Annotated in this window: 17 protein-coding genes; 2 read left to right on the top strand and 15 right to left on the bottom strand. The window is 54.5% G+C overall.

The window, feature by feature from the left end; genetic code table 11:
• Window positions 1–28 precede the first annotated feature (28 nt).
• The 11 genes from ACMVME_RS16185 to ACMVME_RS16135 form a co-directional block, all read right to left on the bottom strand.
• Window positions 29–394 carry a DUF805 domain-containing protein gene (locus ACMVME_RS16185; protein WP_014171733.1) on the bottom strand — a complete coding sequence of 122 codons (366 nt, stop codon included), beginning with the start codon at window positions 392–394 and terminating at the stop codon, window positions 29–31.
• A gap of 106 nt (window positions 395–500) precedes the next feature.
• Window positions 501–1487: a glutathione S-transferase family protein gene (locus tag ACMVME_RS16180; RefSeq protein ID WP_044866060.1), complete on the bottom strand. Its 987-nt coding sequence runs from the start codon at window positions 1485–1487 to the stop codon at window positions 501–503.
• Window positions 1488–1559: 72 nt separating this feature from the next.
• Window positions 1560–1952 carry a DoxX family protein gene (locus ACMVME_RS16175; RefSeq protein ID WP_006178691.1) on the bottom strand — a complete coding sequence of 131 codons (393 nt, stop codon included), beginning with the start codon at window positions 1950–1952 and terminating at the stop codon, window positions 1560–1562.
• A gap of 209 nt (window positions 1953–2161) precedes the next feature.
• Complete coding sequence (locus ACMVME_RS16170) at window positions 2162–2458, bottom strand: YqjK-like family protein (RefSeq protein ID WP_020883574.1); 297 nt, start codon at window positions 2456–2458, stop codon at window positions 2162–2164.
• Window positions 2455–2853 carry a phage holin family protein gene (locus ACMVME_RS16165; RefSeq protein ID WP_013098867.1) on the bottom strand — a complete coding sequence of 133 codons (399 nt, stop codon included), beginning with the start codon at window positions 2851–2853 and terminating at the stop codon, window positions 2455–2457. The genes ACMVME_RS16170 and ACMVME_RS16165 overlap by 4 nt, the downstream gene beginning before the upstream one ends.
• A gap of 1 nt (window position 2854) precedes the next feature.
• Window positions 2855–3160 (bottom strand): DUF883 family protein, encoded by a 306-nt coding sequence (locus ACMVME_RS16160; RefSeq protein WP_003862645.1) that lies wholly within the window; start codon window positions 3158–3160, stop codon window positions 2855–2857.
• Window positions 3161–3189: 29 nt separating this feature from the next.
• On the bottom strand, window positions 3190–3558 hold the full coding sequence (locus ACMVME_RS16155; protein WP_014171729.1) for a DUF1090 domain-containing protein: 369 nt from the start codon (window positions 3556–3558) through the stop codon (window positions 3190–3192).
• Window positions 3559–3701: 143 nt separating this feature from the next.
• Window positions 3702–4085, bottom strand: coding sequence for an EnvZ/OmpR regulon moderator MzrA (gene mzrA / locus ACMVME_RS16150; RefSeq protein ID WP_020883575.1), 384 nt, complete (start codon window positions 4083–4085; stop codon window positions 3702–3704).
• A 2-nt stretch (window positions 4086–4087) separates the two neighbouring features.
• Window positions 4088–4750: a DedA family general envelope maintenance protein YqjA gene (yqjA, locus tag ACMVME_RS16145; RefSeq protein ID WP_014171727.1), complete on the bottom strand. Its 663-nt coding sequence runs from the start codon at window positions 4748–4750 to the stop codon at window positions 4088–4090.
• A 344-nt stretch (window positions 4751–5094) separates the two neighbouring features.
• Window positions 5095–5871 carry a transcriptional regulator ExuR gene (exuR, locus tag ACMVME_RS16140; RefSeq protein WP_014171726.1) on the bottom strand — a complete coding sequence of 259 codons (777 nt, stop codon included), beginning with the start codon at window positions 5869–5871 and terminating at the stop codon, window positions 5095–5097.
• Window positions 5872–5988: 117 nt separating this feature from the next.
• Window positions 5989–7287, bottom strand: coding sequence for an MFS transporter (locus ACMVME_RS16135; RefSeq protein ID WP_014171725.1), 1299 nt, complete (start codon window positions 7285–7287; stop codon window positions 5989–5991).
• A 473-nt stretch (window positions 7288–7760) separates the two neighbouring features.
• Here ACMVME_RS16135 and uxaC point away from each other — a divergent pair, with 473 nt between their 5' ends.
• Window positions 7761–9173, top strand: a complete 1413-nt coding sequence (uxaC, locus tag ACMVME_RS16130) for a glucuronate isomerase (protein ID WP_063925609.1) — start codon at window positions 7761–7763, stop codon at window positions 9171–9173.
• 17 nt (window positions 9174–9190) lie between these two features.
• Window positions 9191–10678, top strand: coding sequence for a UxaA family hydrolase (locus ACMVME_RS16125; RefSeq protein ID WP_014171723.1), 1488 nt, complete (start codon window positions 9191–9193; stop codon window positions 10676–10678).
• Window positions 10679–10780: 102 nt separating this feature from the next.
• On the opposite strand, the gene sstT is transcribed toward ACMVME_RS16125, so the two are convergent.
• The 4 genes from sstT to ACMVME_RS16105 all read right to left on the bottom strand — a co-directional run bounded on the left by sstT (window position 10781) and on the right by ACMVME_RS16105 (window position 15062).
• A complete protein-coding gene (sstT, locus tag ACMVME_RS16120) occupies window positions 10781–12022 on the bottom strand; it encodes a serine/threonine transporter SstT (RefSeq protein ID WP_014171722.1) in 1242 nt (413 codons plus the stop codon).
• Between the two features lie 235 nt (window positions 12023–12257).
• A complete protein-coding gene (locus ACMVME_RS16115) occupies window positions 12258–13226 on the bottom strand; it encodes a TerC family protein (RefSeq protein WP_068795042.1) in 969 nt (322 codons plus the stop codon).
• A 263-nt stretch (window positions 13227–13489) separates the two neighbouring features.
• Window positions 13490–14488 (bottom strand): Gfo/Idh/MocA family protein, encoded by a 999-nt coding sequence (locus ACMVME_RS16110; RefSeq protein WP_014171720.1) that lies wholly within the window; start codon window positions 14486–14488, stop codon window positions 13490–13492.
• A 70-nt stretch (window positions 14489–14558) separates the two neighbouring features.
• A complete protein-coding gene (locus ACMVME_RS16105; protein WP_025202954.1) occupies window positions 14559–15062 on the bottom strand; it encodes a YgjP-like metallopeptidase domain-containing protein in 504 nt (167 codons plus the stop codon).
• Window positions 15063–15072: the final 10 nt, after the last annotated feature.

The raw sequence follows: 15072 nt of genomic DNA, 5'->3' as shown, positions 1-15072 counted from the left end.
GGTACGCGAAACGCCACCGGGCTTTGTTTTATGCGTTGAGTTTTGGATCGGGCCCGAAGCGGTTTTCGCCCGGCGTGCCGGCCTGACAGTTGAAGACCAGAATGACCAGCCAGCCCACAATCGGGATCAGCAGCAGCAGTAACCACCAGGCTGAACGATCGGTATCGTGTAGCCGTCGGAACAGTACGGCCCATGAGGGAAGCAGGACCAGCAGGCCGTAAATCGTGGTGAGAACACCTTCACCGCCGGCTCGTTCCCAGCCGAGAATTTTATCGATAATACCCAGCACCATGATGAGGATGAAGTTCACCAGAACGAACATCCAGTACTCTTTACGGCGAGCGCGGCCACCAAATCCAATGTAGTTGCGCAGTACTTTTAAATACCAGTCCATTTTCCTTGCCTCATTAGTCAGTCAATCACTTGTTTTTTAAGCGATCGAGGTAAGGATAGATGGAGATTGTGAATTAAAAAAGGGCATCAATTGATGCCCTTGATATTTATCCGAAACGCACGTCGCGACCATGCGGTTCATCCAGGTCCTGCCACGGACCCACAGAGATAATACCCGTCGGGTTGATGGTCTTATGGCTGCGGAAATAGTGGGTGCGGATATGGTTGAAATCGACCGTTTTAGCAATGCCCGGCATCTGATAAATATCGCGCAGGAAACCGTACAGGTTCAGGTAATCGCTGATGCGGTGTTTATCACACTTGAAGTGGGTGACATACACAGGATCAAAGCGAACCAGCGTTGTCCACAGACGAATGTCTGCTTCCGTCAGGCGGTCGCCCGTCAGGTAGCGATGCTGGCCGAGGATCTGCTCAAGACGCTCCAGCGATTCAAACACTTTTCCCACTGCGTCGTCATACGCTTCCTGGCTGGTGGCAAAGCCGGCCTTGTAGACACCGTTATTCACGTTGTCGTAAATCCAGCTGTTCAGCTCATCAATCTTATCGCGCAGCTCAACCGGATAGTAATCCCCGGCGCGGGCCCCGTGGGCATCAAACGCGGTGTTGAACATGCGGATGATCTCTGCGGACTCATTGCTGACAATGGTCTGGTTTTTCTTGTCCCACAGCACGGGTACAGTCACGCGTCCGGTGTAGTGCGGATCGGCGCGCAGATAGAGCTGATAGAGAAAATCGTGGTGGTAGAGGTCATCACCGGTGGCGGCCGGGAAATCACTGTCAAACGTCCAGCCGTTTTCCAGCATCAGGGGGTTGACCACCGAAACCGGAATTAAGGATTCGAGTCCTTTCAGCTTGCGCACAATCAGCGTGCGGTGCGCCCACGGGCAGGCCAGAGAAACATAGAGATGATAACGGTCTTTCTCAGCCGCAAAGCCGCCTTCGCCGCTTGGGCCCGGTGCGCCATCGGCGGTTAGCCAGTTACGGAAGGCCGAAACAGAGCGCTTGAAGCGTCCCCCGGTGGATTTGGTGTCATACCAGACATCCTGCCAGACGCCGTCTACGAGTTGTCCCATTTTTTACTCCTCCGTCAATAAGCAAAAGCGAGGAGATATCTCCTCGCTTTGTGTTCATTCAGTATAGCGTGCTTACCACTTCTTATTCAGAACGCGGTCGATGCTGTATGCGCCTGGGCCAGTGATGGCCAGCAGCAGGAAGCCACCCGCGATGGTCAGGTTTTTCATGAACATCAGAGAGTTCACGCCTTCCGCAAAGTTGCTGTGGAAGATGAACGCCGTCAGCAGGGTGAAGCCTGCGGTAAACAGTGCCGTGGTGCGGGTCAGGAAGCCGAACAGTACCGCCAGGCCGCCGCCGAACTCAAGGAGAATAGTCAGTGGCAGCAGGAACCCGGGAACACCCATGGCTTCCATGTATTGCTGCGTGCCCGCATAACCGGTGATTTTGCCCCAGCCTGCGGTGATAAACAGAACCGGCATCAGAATACGCGCTACCAGAACACCAACATCTTCTAATTTTTTCATTTTACTCTCCAGGAAACCACATCAGCGGCTGAACTTTATTTGTGTGCAAATTCGGGTAGATACCGCGTCTTTGCTGTCGATGGAGAGGAGTGTAAACGGGGCAGATGGGAATTGTTAGCAAGGAAAACTGTCAATCTTCTTCAAAGATATTGAGTAACGGGGGAGGGGGAAAGTGTGCCGGGTAAGCGAAACGCTACCCGGCATAAGAACTAACGCAGCTGTTGTTGACGAATCGTCGCTTTCACCAGACGCCAGGCGCTCCAGGCACCAAAGCCGCGGCGGGCCCAGCGGATCAGCATATTTGGATGACGAACCGTCCAGATAGCCATCACGCTGCTTCCGACCAGCGCCCATGAGCGCAGGCTCAGGAAGGTATTCCAGCCCCGGTCAAAACGACGCGTCGCGTCAACCCAGTCGCGACGACTGGCAGACAAATCCAGCCGTTGCTGCTGGATCTGACTGAGCAGGAATGCTTTTCGCTTCTGACGTTCGGCTTTATCGCTCACGGCTTGTCATCCTCCAGCAGGGCGCGATCGTTGGCCAGTTCCTGGCGCGTATGGCGCAGGAAAGTGGATTTGCGTGCTTTACGCATCGTCCATATGCCGCCAATCAATGCCGCAACCAGCAGAACAACGGTGGTGGCAATCATCGCGTTGAGTCGATATTGCGGGTCAATGGCCCAGATGATTAACACCATCAGGCTCATCAGACCAAACGCGGCGAAGAGCATGGTAAGCCCGAGCATCAGCAGCATCTGGAAAAGGTTCGCTTTCTCCTCTTCCAGTTCAACCACTGCCAGCCGGACGCGCGTTTCGGCAATCCCGACCAGCGTCGTCAGAATACGCTGGCCGATGCCGAGGACGTTGTTAGCAGGCCCTTGTGCGTGACGAGGATCTTCCATATTAACGACGCGTCAGCAGGACACCCAGTACCACACCTACCGCGGCACCAATCCCTACACCCGTCCACGGATTATCGCGAACATATTCGTCCGCGCGAGCTGCCGCTTCGCGGGTCTGTTTCGCCAGTGCATCACCGGTTTCACCCAGGCGATAACGGCTCTCTTTCAGCGCCTGCTCAGCTTTGCTGCGCAGTTTGCTGACCTCTTCTTTTGACTTATCTGCAGAGGAGTTCAGCACCTCTTCCAGGGTATCGGCCAGGGATTTCAGTTCAGCGCGCAGATTTTCAGACGTCGTATCTTTTGACATGATTCTCTCCTGTTGAGATTTCCGTTAACTCAATAATCGCGAGCTTCCAGCGCTTTCAGGTCGTCCTGCGCTTCTTTCAACTTCTTCTCGCGCTTAGCAATTTTTTCCGCATCCCCTTTCTCTTTCGCTTCCTGCAGGTCGTGACGGCGCTCGGCTATCTCGTCCTTCTGTTCAGCGATTTTTTTCTGGTGATCGGCACGTAGCTTGCTGTCAGAACAGTTCGCTTTCACTTCGCTCAGCGCTTTTTTGAGACCCTCAACACGATGCTGATTGTTATGCTTTTCGGCATAACTGATCTCACGCTGAATATCCTGTTCTTTCTCCTGACAGAGAGAGTTGGCGAAGGACGCTGTGCTTAAAGAAAAAAGGGCCAGAGCCAGAGTAATGCGGAATTTCATTATCGAAACCTTCCATTGTGTTGCGGCGTGAGCCGCTATCCAGAGTCAAGCGGAGTACATACATGGGGTGCTCCGCGTACTTAAGCATAGTAAGTAAACGGGGGATTCACCAAAGTGAGTGAAAAGATTCGGAATCCTGGTAATTATCCAAATCTATGCGACGAATCGCGAATCAGTGACAGCCAGGCTGCAGGCTGGTTGTCATCTTCCTGCTGGGCAATGATATAACCGTGCGGCAGCGTACGGTCGAGCACCACTTTCGCGGCGGCACTCTGCGCGCGGGAATCAAACTTAATCAGTAAAACATCGTCCTGCGGGGTGATGCTCTTAAAGCGGATGCCGTTGGCATCAAGATGATGCCACACCGAAAAACCGTCAGGCACGCTGACACCCTGACTCACCGGGCGAATGGCCAGCGTCGATTCCTGATGCGAAAGCGTCGTCCAGGCCAGGAACATGAGGCTGAGCAACCCCAGGGCAATCATGGCCACGGCAAAACGGCGCACGGCAAGCGGTGAGATAACCATCGTTAACCTCTGGCTCCGTATTTCTTCTTCCACAGCACCACCAGCGAACCGACCAGACCAAAGACCAGCAGAACCACCGGTAACAGCATCAGGCAGGACATGAGCTGATCTTCATATTTCATGAAGACCGGCGTTTTGCCCAGCGCATAGCCCAGCGTGGTCAGGATCAGAACCCACAGCAGGCCGCTCATCCAGTTGAAGAACTGGAAACGGGTGCTGCTTAATCCGGAAAGACCCGCAATGGTAGGCAGCAGGGTGCGTACAAAGGCGATGAAGCGGCCAATCAGGAGCGCGGAAAGCCCGTGCTTATGGAAAAGATGGTGCGCCCGCTGGTGATAATGCGCAGGAAGGTGGGAGAGCCAGTTCTGCACCAGACGCGTATTGCCCAGCCATCGTCCCTGGATATAGCTCACCCAGCAGCCAAGGCTGGCGGCGATGGTCAGTAATAAAATGGTTTGCGGAAAGGCCATTGCCCCTTTGGCACACAGCACGCCGACGAGCACCAGTAAGCTGTCGCCAGGTAAAAAGGCGGCAGGCAGTAAACCGTTCTCAAGGAACAGAATCATAAATAAGACGAAGTAGAGCATGCCAATCATGGAAGGGTTGGCCAGCGTTTCAAAATCCTGCGCCCAGAGGGCATGCAGTAGTTGGGTCAAAAGTTCCATTCAGTGTTCCTGGAAATCGGTTAACGTCACGCCTGTTATCCGGGACAAACAGCACGGCGACATTGTTGTGATTTCATTATGGTCGCTCGCGGACACATTGAGGTGTGGCCAACACTGTTCCCTGTTAATTGGCTGGTTAGCAAGCACTAACTTACAAAATAACGAATTGAATCCAATTGTAACAAAGCCCAAGGTTCTGCGTCACAGAATTTGCAGGGGTGAGATGATTTTGGCGTAAGCCATGGAGGGGAGCGAGGGGATTTACAAAGGCTGACACTATATATGTTTTGCTTACCCACCTCTCCCAGAAGGCGCAGCGAAGCGCCTGCCAGCGAAAAGGTAAACTATTTTGCCGCACTGGCTGCCGTATCGAGATGAACGACAGGATTATCGGCAAAAAGATAGCGGTCAGCGTTAAATTCGAAGTCATCGCTGGTTTCATTGAACAGCATCTGCTTGGTGTTTTCCAGGTGCTGCCACATCGCCAGTTTTGCCGCATGGGGATCTTTGCGAATCAGCGCTTTAAGGATCTGATCGTGATCGTCGCACCAGTTATCCACGGTGCGGGAATCGATGTGATCGTGCAGTTTTTTCCAGTACGGGTTGTGAACGCGCTGAGTCCACATTTTTTCCACGATTGCCGCCAGCGCCGTGTTTTGCGTTGCCAGCGCGACCTGAACGTGGAACTGCAGATCCCACTCTGAATCACGGAAACATTTTTCCTTGCGCGCGTTTTCCTGGATTTCCATCAGCTTCATGATGTCCTGCTTGGTCACCTGGGTCGCTGCAAATTCCGCAATATTGCTTTCGATAAGCTGGCGCGCCTGGAGCAGTTCAAACGGACCGTAGCTGGCGAATTCGAGACTTTCGTCGGCGACCGGGGAGTGTTTCGGCTGATTAGAAATCACGTGAATGCCGGAGCCTTTGCGAACTTCAACGTAGCCTTCCACTTCCAGCATGATAATCGCTTCACGCACCACGGTGCGGCTTACGCTTTTTTCATCAGCGATAAAGCGCTCTGCGGGGAGTTTATCACCGACAAGGTAGACACCTTGCTCGATGCGATCTTTCAGCTCGGCAGCAAGTTGTTGATATAAACGACGTGGTTCGGTGATTTCCATATGCGCTCCAGGCAGGGTACGGCGGATTATTTGTTATACCACTTTTGCGTGCCAGTCTCCAGATTTTGCCATGAAAAAAGCCGCCCGGAGGCGGCTTCTGTGACAGCAGGAGGGGCGCTAACTTTGCGTTGCCGGTCCCCCCAGGGACTCTTTTAGCACCTCTTCTGCCGACTTACTTTTCAGCACCGTCCAGATAACCACTGCACCCATCAGGTCGAAGATAGCCAGTACGGCAAACAGCGGGCTGAAGCCGATAGTGTCCGCCAGCGCACCCACCACCAGAGCAAACAGGGTGCTTGCTGTCCAGGCAGCCATACCGGTCAGGCCGTTAGCGGTAGCCACTTCGTTACGCCCGAAGACGTCAGAAGAGAGCGTAATCAGCGCACCGGACAGTGACTGGTGAGCAAAACCACCGACGCACAGCAGGGCGATTGCCACATACGGGCTGGTGAAGAGGCCGATCATGCCCGGGCCAATCATCAGCACTGCGCCCATCGTCACGACCATTTTACGGGAAACGATCAGGTTCACGCCAAACCAGCGCTGGAACAGCGGTGGCAGATAACCGCCAACGATACAGCCGAGATCGGCAAACAGCATTGGCATCCACGCGAACATCGCAATCTCTTTCAGGTTAAAGCCATAGACCTTAAACATGAACAGCGGGATCCAGGCGTTGAAGGTCCCCCAGGCGGGTTCGGCGAGGAAGCGCGGCAGGGCGATACCCCAGAACTGACGGGTACCCAGAATCTGCCAGACCGTCATTTTTTTGCCGTTGTTGGTCTGATGCTGAGCTTCCTGACCCCCAATGATGTATTCGCGTTCGTCTTCAGACAGTTTTTTCTGATCGCGCGGGTGTTTATAGAAAATCAGCCACGCCATGGCCCACGCAAAGCTCAGTACACCAGAGATAATGAACGCCATCTGCCAGCTGTGCATCACGATAGCCCACACCACCAGCGGTGGTGCAATCATCGCACCGATGGAAGAACCGACGTTGAAATAGCCGACGGCAATAGAACGCTCTTTCGCCGGGAACCACTCAGAGCTGGCTTTCAGCCCGGCCGGGATCATTGCCGCTTCCGCCGCACCTACCGCACCACGTGCCAGCGCCAGACCGCCCCAGCTGCCTGCCAGCGCCGTGGCGCCGCAGAAAATAGCCCAGGCGATGGCGAAGAAGGCGTAGCCGATTTTGGTCCCGAGAATATCCAGAACATAGCCTGCGACAGGCTGCATGATGGTGTAAGCCGCGGAATAAGCAGCAATGATGTAGGAATATTGCTGAGTGGAGATATGCAGCTCTTCCATCAACGTCGGGGCTGCGGCTGCCACGGTGTTACGTGTCAGGTAGCCCAGCACGGTGCCTAACGTCACCAGTGCGATCATATACCAACGTAACCCTTTAATTTTACGCATCTAAAACCTCATCGTTATGTTAATTCCGTGCCTTGCACGGCAACCTCTCGACCGTGTCCGGGAGCGGTTGTGTAACGGGAGGGGCTTAACCGGGAGATGTCCCGGAACGGCCCGAACCTTGCCATAAGTAAGCGTGCATAAGTCGGTATCCGTACCGTTAAAACCGATGTTTTCACACCGGGAATGCATTCCGTCGGCTTAGTGTTTGCGACGGCGAAAAGATAACTTGTCATACAACTTTAAAAGGTGAGTGACATCACAAATGCATGATTATTTGTAGGGACATTATGTGTTACGGATAAAGCCAGTTCTGGCGCGGCCTGGCGAAGGGTTTACCTCATTTGAGGTAATTAATTTGTCTGCGTTTATTGATCTAACTCACGAAAAAATGTTCTGTCTCTGGAAATTGGTGTGATAACTTTGCAGCATCTGAGCATAAGCTTTCTGACGCTCTCGTTACGAGGAAGACGATAATGACACCGTTTATGACCGAAGATTTTCTGTTAGATACCGAATTTGCTCGCCGCCTGTACCACGACTACGCCAAAGACCAGCCAATTTTCGACTACCACTGCCATTTACCGCCGCAGCAGGTTGCCGAAAATTACCGTTTCAAAAACCTGTATGACATCTGGCTGAAAGGTGACCATTACAAATGGCGTGCGATGCGCACCAACGGCGTGGCGGAGCACCTGTGTACCGGTGATGCAAGCGACCGCGAGAAGTTTGACGCCTGGGCGGCGACCGTTCCGCACACCATCGGCAACCCGTTATATCACTGGACGCACCTTGAGCTGCGCCGTCCGTTCGGCATCACCGGAAAGCTGCTCTCCCCGGCTACCGCCGATGAAATCTGGGATCGGTGCAATGAATTACTGGCGCAGGATACCTTCTCCGCCCGCGGCATCATGAAGCAGATGAACGTGAAGATGGTGGGGACCACTGACGATCCGATTGACTCCCTGGAACATCACGCGGTGGTCGCCCGCGATACCTCGTTTGATATTAAAGTGCTGCCAAGCTGGCGTCCGGATAAAGCCTTTAATATCGAACAGGCGACGTTCAATGATTACATGGCGAAGCTGGCGGAAGTGTCTGACACCGACATTCGTCGTTTTGCAGACCTGCAGAGCGCGCTGACCAAACGTCTGGACCACTTCGCGGCACACGGCTGTAAAGTCTCTGACCACGCGCTGGATGTGGTGATGTTTGCGGAATCAAATGAAGCTGAGCTTGATAGCATTCTGGCACGTCGCCTGTCCGGTGAATCCCTGAGCGAGCACGAAGTGGCACAGTTCAAAACGGCGGTGCTGGTCTTCCTCGGTGCGGAATATGCTCGTCGCGGTTGGGTGCAGCAATACCACATTGGTGCCCTGCGCAATAACAACCAGCGTCAGTTTAAACTGCTGGGCGCGGACGTGGGCTTCGACTCCATCAACGATCGCCCGCTTGCGGAAGAACTCTCTAAGCTGCTGAGCAAACAGAACGAGCAAAATCTGCTGCCAAAAACCATCCTCTACTGCCTGAACCCGCGCGATAACGAAGTGCTGGGTACCATGATCGGTAACTTCCAGGGTGAAGGTATGCCAGGCAAGATGCAGTTCGGTTCCGGCTGGTGGTTCAATGACCAGAAAGACGGGATGGAGCGTCAAATGACGCAGCTGGCGCAGCTGGGTCTGTTAAGCCGCTTTGTGGGCATGCTGACCGACAGCCGTAGCTTCCTTTCTTACACGCGCCACGAATATTTCCGCCGCATTCTGTGCCAGATGATTGGCCGCTGGGTGACCGCGGGTGAGGCCCCTGCCGATATTCAGCTGCTGGGCGAAATGGTGAGAAACATCTGCTTTAACAATGCGCGCGACTACTTCGCCATTGAACTGAACTAAGGCCGTTTGAGGTTGATATGCAATACATCAAAATCCATTCGCTGGATAACGTTGCCGTCGCGCTGGCGGATCTGGCCGAAGGTGAAGTTGTCACCGTTGATAACCAGACGGTAACCCTGCGTCAGGCGGTGACTCGCGGGCATAAGTTTGCCGTGAAGCCGATCGCCCAAGGAGACAACGTTGTTAAATACGGTCTCCCGATTGGTCATGCGCTGGCGGATATTGCGCCGGGTGAGCATATTCATTCCCACAACACCCGCACCAATCTGAGCGATCTGGACGAGTACAGCTATCAACCTGATTTAGCGGCGGAAGAAGCGCAGGCGGCGGATCGCGAGGTACAGATCTACCGCCGGGCGAACGGTGAAGTGGGGATCCGCAACGAGCTGTGGATCCTTCCCACCGTCGGCTGCGTGAATGGGATCGCGCGTCAAATCCAGACACGTTTCCTGAAAGAGACCCACGACGCCGAAGGTACGGACGGTGTGCACCTGTTCAGCCACACCTACGGCTGTTCTCAGCTTGGCGACGACCACATCAACACCCGCACCATGCTGCAAAACATGGTCCGCCACCCGAACGCGGGCGCGGTGCTGGTGATTGGTCTGGGCTGCGAGAACAATCAGGTGGATGCGTTTCGCGACACGCTGGGTGAGTTTGACCCCGAGCGCGTGCACTTTATGGTGTGTCAGCACCAGGATGATGAAGTGGAAGCGGGCATTGAGCACCTTCACCAGCTGTATGAGGTGATGCGTCACGACAGGCGTGAGCCGGGCAAGCTGAGTGAGCTGAAGTTTGGCCTGGAGTGCGGCGGGTCTGATGGCCTGTCCGGGATCACCGCGAACCCGATGCTGGGCCGCTTCTCAGATTATGTGATCGCCAACGGCGGTACGACGGTGCTGACAGAAGTGCCGGAAATGTTCGGCGCTGAACGTATTCTGATGAGCCACTGTCGCGACGAAGAGACGTTTGAGAAGACCGTCACGATGGTGAACGACTTCAAACAGTACTTTATCGCCCACAACCAGCCGATTTATGAAAACCCGTCTCCGGGTAACAAAGCGGGCGGGATCACCACGCTTGAAGAGAAGTCTCTCGGTTGCACGCAAAAAGCGGGGGCCAGCCCGGTAGTTGATGTTCTGCGCTACGGTGAACGTCTGAAAACGCACGGTCTGAATTTGCTCAGCGCACCGGGTAACGATGCGGTTGCGACCAGCGCGCTGGCCGGCGCCGGCTGTCACATGGTGCTGTTCAGCACCGGGCGCGGGACACCGTACGGTGGCTTTGTGCCGACGGTCAAAATCGCGACCAACAGCGAGCTGGCAGCGAAGAAAAAACACTGGATCGACTTTGATGCAGGCCAGTTAATCCACGGCAAAGGGATGCCGCAGTTGCTGACGGAATTCGTGGATACCATTGTGGAGTTTGCCAACGGCAGACAGACCTGTAACGAGAAGAATGACTTCCGCGAACTGGCGATCTTCAAGAGTGGCGTGACGCTGTAAGTGTAGTGCGGTTGATGCCCTCACCGCTGTGGAGAGGGTCAAATACTAAAACGGCAACCTTCGGTTGCCGTTTTGCTTTACGTTTTGTCACCGGGTTTTTGTTTACCCGCGTAACGCGTTCTTCGCTAAACGCGCGTCTTCCGCCTGGCATGCCGCTGCGGTGAACAGCACGTCCGTTGAGGAGTTCAGTGCGGTTTCGCAGGAGTCCTGCAATACACCGATGATAAAGCCGACGGCCACTACCTGCATGGCAATCTCATTCGGGATACCGAACATATTGCACGCCAGTGGGATCAGCAGCAGCGAACCACCCGCCACACCCGATGCACCACACGCACACAGCGACGCCACCACGCTCAGCAACAGCGCCGTGGGCAGATCGACCGGAATGCCCAGCGTATGCACAGCCGCCAGCGTCAGCACGGTAATGGTAATTGCCGCACCCGCCATATTCACGGTCGCACCCAGCGGGATGGAAACCGAGTAGGTGTCGCGATCCAGATTCAGCTTCTCCGCCAGCGCCATGTTAACCGGAATGTTTGCCGCAGAGCTGCGGGTGAAGAACGCATACACACCGCTCTCGCGCAGGCAGGTTAACACCAGCGGATACGGGTTACGGCGGATCTGCCAGAACACCAGCAGCGGGTTAATTACCAGCGCAACCAGCAGCATGCAACCAATCAGTACCACCAGCAACTGCGCATAGCCCAGCAGTGCGCCAAAGCCGGTGGTCGCCAGCGTGGAAGAGACCAGACCGAAGATCCCGATTGGCGCAAAGCGAATCACAATTTTGACCATAAAGGTCACGGCGTTCGACACGTCGTTGACCAGGTTTTTCGTTGTTTCGTTGCCGTGACGCAGGGCAAAACCAAGACCGATCGCCCAGACCAGGATGCCGATGTAGTTAGCGTTCATCAGTGCCGTAATCGGGTTAGAGACCATGCTCATCAGCAGGCCGCGCAGCACTTCCACAATACCGGATGGCGGGGTGATATCACCCGCAGCGCTGGTCAGGTGCAGCGAGGACGGGAACAGGAAGCTGAAAACGACGGCTGTTAAGGCTGCAGAGAAGGTGCCCAGCAGATACAGGAACAAGATAGGGCGAATGTTGGTTTTTTGTCCGTGTTGATGATTGGCAATTGACGCCATGACCAGCATCAGCACCAGCACCGGTGCCACGGCTTTCAGTGCGCCAACGAAAATGGTGCCAAGCAGCCCCGTCGCTTCCGCAGCCGGTTTTGACACCATTGCCAGCAGAATCCCCAGTACCAGCCCTACCAGAATTTGTTTAACGAGACTGCCTTGCGCCAGGCGCGCAAAGAGACCAGTTGATTGTGTGCTCATAAAAATTCCTAAGTGAAATTGCGTTCCATCCTTTATGTGCTCTAAGTCACATTTATGTCCGGATGTAAGAAAATGTTTGCCTGGTTGAGTATAGGGAAACCGGATGCGGAGGGAAGCGTAAAATGCTGCATTTTACGTGTTGCGTCATAGTTTTTAACTATTCATTTACAAAAGTGTGCTGACCCTCTCCCTGGGGGAAAGAGGGCCAGCGTAAAGGCAGCAGGAAGGACCGTAATTACTCCACCTGTTGCTTCTTATCGTGCTGATGATTAACCCAGGTATTGATAAGCAACGTCACGATCAGAATGCCAAACACCACACCGAGCGAGATAGCGATAGGGATGTGGTAGAAATCGACAATCAGCATCTTGATACCGATAAACACCAGGATCACCGACAGACCATATTTCAGCATTGAGAAGCGCTCAGCCGCGCCTGCCAGCAGGAAGTACATGGCACGCAGACCGAGGATGGCGAACAGGTTAGATGTCAGCACAATGAACGGGTCAGTGGTGACCGCGAAGATAGCCGGAATGCTGTCTACCGCGAAAATCACATCGCTCAGCTCAACCAGAATCAGCACCAGCAGCAGCGGCGTGGCAAAAAGCAGGCCGTTCTTACGCACGAAGAAGTGCTCGCTCTCGATCTTGTCGGTCATGCGCAGATGACCACGGATCCACTTCACCAGCGGACGGTCGCCAATGGCGGAGCCATCTTCTTTTGCCAGCGCCATTTTGATCCCGGTGAACAGCAGGAATGCGCCGAAGACATACAGCAGCCATTCGAACTGCGTAATCAGCCAGCTTCCGGCGAAGATCATAATCGTACGCAGGATAATCGCACCCAGCACGCCGTACACCAGCACGCGACGCTGCAGGGCCGCAGGCACGGCAAAGTAGCTGAACAGCATCAGCCAGACGAAGACGTTATCGACCGCCAGGGCTTTTTCAATCAGATAGCCGGTGAGGAACGCGAGCGCCTGAGGATCGGCAACCGCGCGGCCTTCCGTTGAGGCCAGGTACCACCAGAAGGCAGCACAGAAGAGCAGGGAGAGGGTGACCCACACCAGTGACCAGGCCGCAGCCTGTTTCATGGTCATGCCATGTGCGCCGCGACGCCCCTGCAAAAAGAGGTCGATCGCCAGCATGATGAGCACGACAACCGCGAATCCGCCCCACAACATGGGAGTGCCGACAGAATGCATACTATTTTCCTTACACATAAAAAACAAAAACGGCCATGGTCAGAAGACGATAGCCGTTAGCTTTTTATGCATAGACCTCGCCTTCCGGCAAGGTCTCACTTACAACCAAAAAGACGGGCTTTTTGGTTGCCCGGCGACCGGATGCGGTTTTGCACGCATCGTAATGACGATCCACCGGCAAGGAAGTTACTCCCCTTTGCAGGTAACAAAATATGTCAGACCAGTGATTTCGTCAATGGTCTGCACCGTTTCATTACACAGCTTTACGCGATAGCTTCTGCGCCCACGCCATCTGCAGGGAAGACCACGCCGGTTTGACGGCGGATCTCGGTTTGCAGTTTCGCCGTGGTGCGGCTGACCGCCAGCCCAGGGTGATTCACTTCGTTGTCTTCCACCAGACGGGCGAAGACCTCTGCCTCATAGAGCATAGTGTTAATATGCTGAGGCTGCGTCAGCTCCTGCGCTTTGCCGCCGCGTGGGACAATGCTCAGCTTCTGACACTCGGAAATCTTCTCGATAACCAGTGAGCCCGCTTCGCCCTGAATTTCGCTGGGCAGAACGGAATCGCTCACCTTGGAGTGCTGCAGCGTAACGCTGAAATCACCGTAATCCAGCACCACGATGCCGTGCGCATCCACACCGCTTTCCAGCAGGCTGGCCGTGGCGGTGACGCCGTGCGGCTCGCCCCACAGCGCCACGGCAGAGGCCAGACAGTAAAAACCGATGTCCATAATCGAGCCGTTAGAGAAGGCCGGGTTAAAGGTGTTCGGGTTTTCACCGTCCAGATAACGCTGATAGCGCGACGAGTACTGGCAGTAATTAATAAACGCTTTACGCACTTTGCCAATCTTCGGCAGAGACTGCTGTAACAGCAGGAAGTTTGGCAGGCTGGCGGTTTTGAACGCTTCGAACAGTACCACCTGATTGTCGCGGGCAAGCTGAATCGCGGCTTCCACTTCCTGAATGTTCGAGGCCAGCGGCTTCTCGCAAATCACATGTTTTTTATGGCTAAGAAACAGCGACGTTTGCGGAAAGTGCAGGGAGTTTGGGCTGGCGATGTAGACCGCGTCAATGGCGTCACTTTGCGCCATCTCATCGAGCGACGTGAACAGATGTTCAACCAGATAGTCGTTCGCGAAACTCTGCGCCTGCTCCAGGCTGCGGGAATAGACTGCGGTGAGCTTAAATTTGCCGGTTTCATGGGCGGCGTCGACGAACTGGCGGGTGATCCAGTTCGTGCCAATAACTGCGAAACGTATCATAAACGTTTACGTACTCCGTAGCAGGGAACCTTTAGCCACTGTAGCACGTGATTATTGCAAAACCAGTGCGCTACTGCGCATTACTCTTTAACGATAAATGCGTAAGCCATAAACGGGTATCGAACTCCAGCTGGTGGTACTGCGGCTCCATATGGCAGCACAGGGAGTAGAAGGCCTTGTCGTGCTCTTTTTCCTTCAGGTGTGCCAGCTCATGCACCACGATCATCCGCAAGAACGCTTCCGGCGCGTGACGAAACACGGTAGCAACGCGGATCTCCGCTTTCGCTTTGAGCTTGCCGCCCTGAACACGGGAAACGGCAGTGTGCAGGCCGAGCGCGTTTTTCAGCACATGGATCTTGTTGTCGTACATCACCTTATTGATGGGTGGCGCGCTCTTCAGATAGGTGTTTTTCAGATCCTGGGTATACTGCCAGAGCGCCTTATCGGTCGCGAAGTCATGTGTACCCGGATAGCGTTTTTCCAGCACCGCGCCCAGCTTTTGCTCGGCAATTAAGCTGCGAACCTGAGAAAGTAAGTTCTCCGGGTAGCCCTGGAGATAAGTTAGTTGGTTCATCAACGCCCCA

It is taken from the genome of Enterobacter cloacae complex sp. 2024EL-00711 (genome assembly GCF_047529885.1).
Taxonomy (GTDB): Bacteria; Pseudomonadota; Gammaproteobacteria; order Enterobacterales; family Enterobacteriaceae; genus Enterobacter; species Enterobacter ludwigii.
This window is presented reverse-complemented; position numbering and strand designations above follow the sequence as displayed.

Bases quoted from the DNA above. Each gene is read 5' to 3' on its own strand.
- ACMVME_RS16185 (WP_014171733.1), bottom strand. From the start codon at position 394: ATGGACTGGTATTTAAAAGTACTGCGCAACTACATTGGATTTGGTGGC.
- ACMVME_RS16180 (WP_044866060.1), bottom strand. From the start codon at position 1,487: ATGGGACAACTCGTAGACGGCGTCTGGCAGGATGTCTGGTATGACACC.
- ACMVME_RS16175 (WP_006178691.1), bottom strand. From the start codon at position 1,952: ATGAAAAAATTAGAAGATGTTGGTGTTCTGGTAGCGCGTATTCTGATG.
- ACMVME_RS16165 (WP_013098867.1), bottom strand. From the start codon at position 2,853: ATGGAAGATCCTCGTCACGCACAAGGGCCTGCTAACAACGTCCTCGGC.
- ACMVME_RS16160 (WP_003862645.1), bottom strand. From the start codon at position 3,160: ATGTCAAAAGATACGACGTCTGAAAATCTGCGCGCTGAACTGAAATCC.
- ACMVME_RS16155 (WP_014171729.1), bottom strand. From the start codon at position 3,558: ATGAAATTCCGCATTACTCTGGCTCTGGCCCTTTTTTCTTTAAGCACA.
- mzrA (WP_020883575.1), bottom strand. From the start codon at position 4,085: ATGGTTATCTCACCGCTTGCCGTGCGCCGTTTTGCCGTGGCCATGATT.
- yqjA (WP_014171727.1), bottom strand. From the start codon at position 4,750: ATGGAACTTTTGACCCAACTACTGCATGCCCTCTGGGCGCAGGATTTT.
- exuR (WP_014171726.1), bottom strand. From the start codon at position 5,871: ATGGAAATCACCGAACCACGTCGTTTATATCAACAACTTGCTGCCGAG.
- ACMVME_RS16135 (WP_014171725.1), bottom strand. From the start codon at position 7,287: ATGCGTAAAATTAAAGGGTTACGTTGGTATATGATCGCACTGGTGACG.
- uxaC (WP_063925609.1), top strand. From the start codon at position 7,761: ATGACACCGTTTATGACCGAAGATTTTCTGTTAGATACCGAATTTGCT.
- ACMVME_RS16125 (WP_014171723.1), top strand. From the start codon at position 9,191: ATGCAATACATCAAAATCCATTCGCTGGATAACGTTGCCGTCGCGCTG.
- sstT (WP_014171722.1), bottom strand. From the start codon at position 12,022: ATGAGCACACAATCAACTGGTCTCTTTGCGCGCCTGGCGCAAGGCAGT.
- ACMVME_RS16115 (WP_068795042.1), bottom strand. From the start codon at position 13,226: ATGCATTCTGTCGGCACTCCCATGTTGTGGGGCGGATTCGCGGTTGTC.
- ACMVME_RS16110 (WP_014171720.1), bottom strand. From the start codon at position 14,488: ATGATACGTTTCGCAGTTATTGGCACGAACTGGATCACCCGCCAGTTC.
- ACMVME_RS16105 (WP_025202954.1), bottom strand. From the start codon at position 15,062: ATGAACCAACTAACTTATCTCCAGGGCTACCCGGAGAACTTACTTTCT.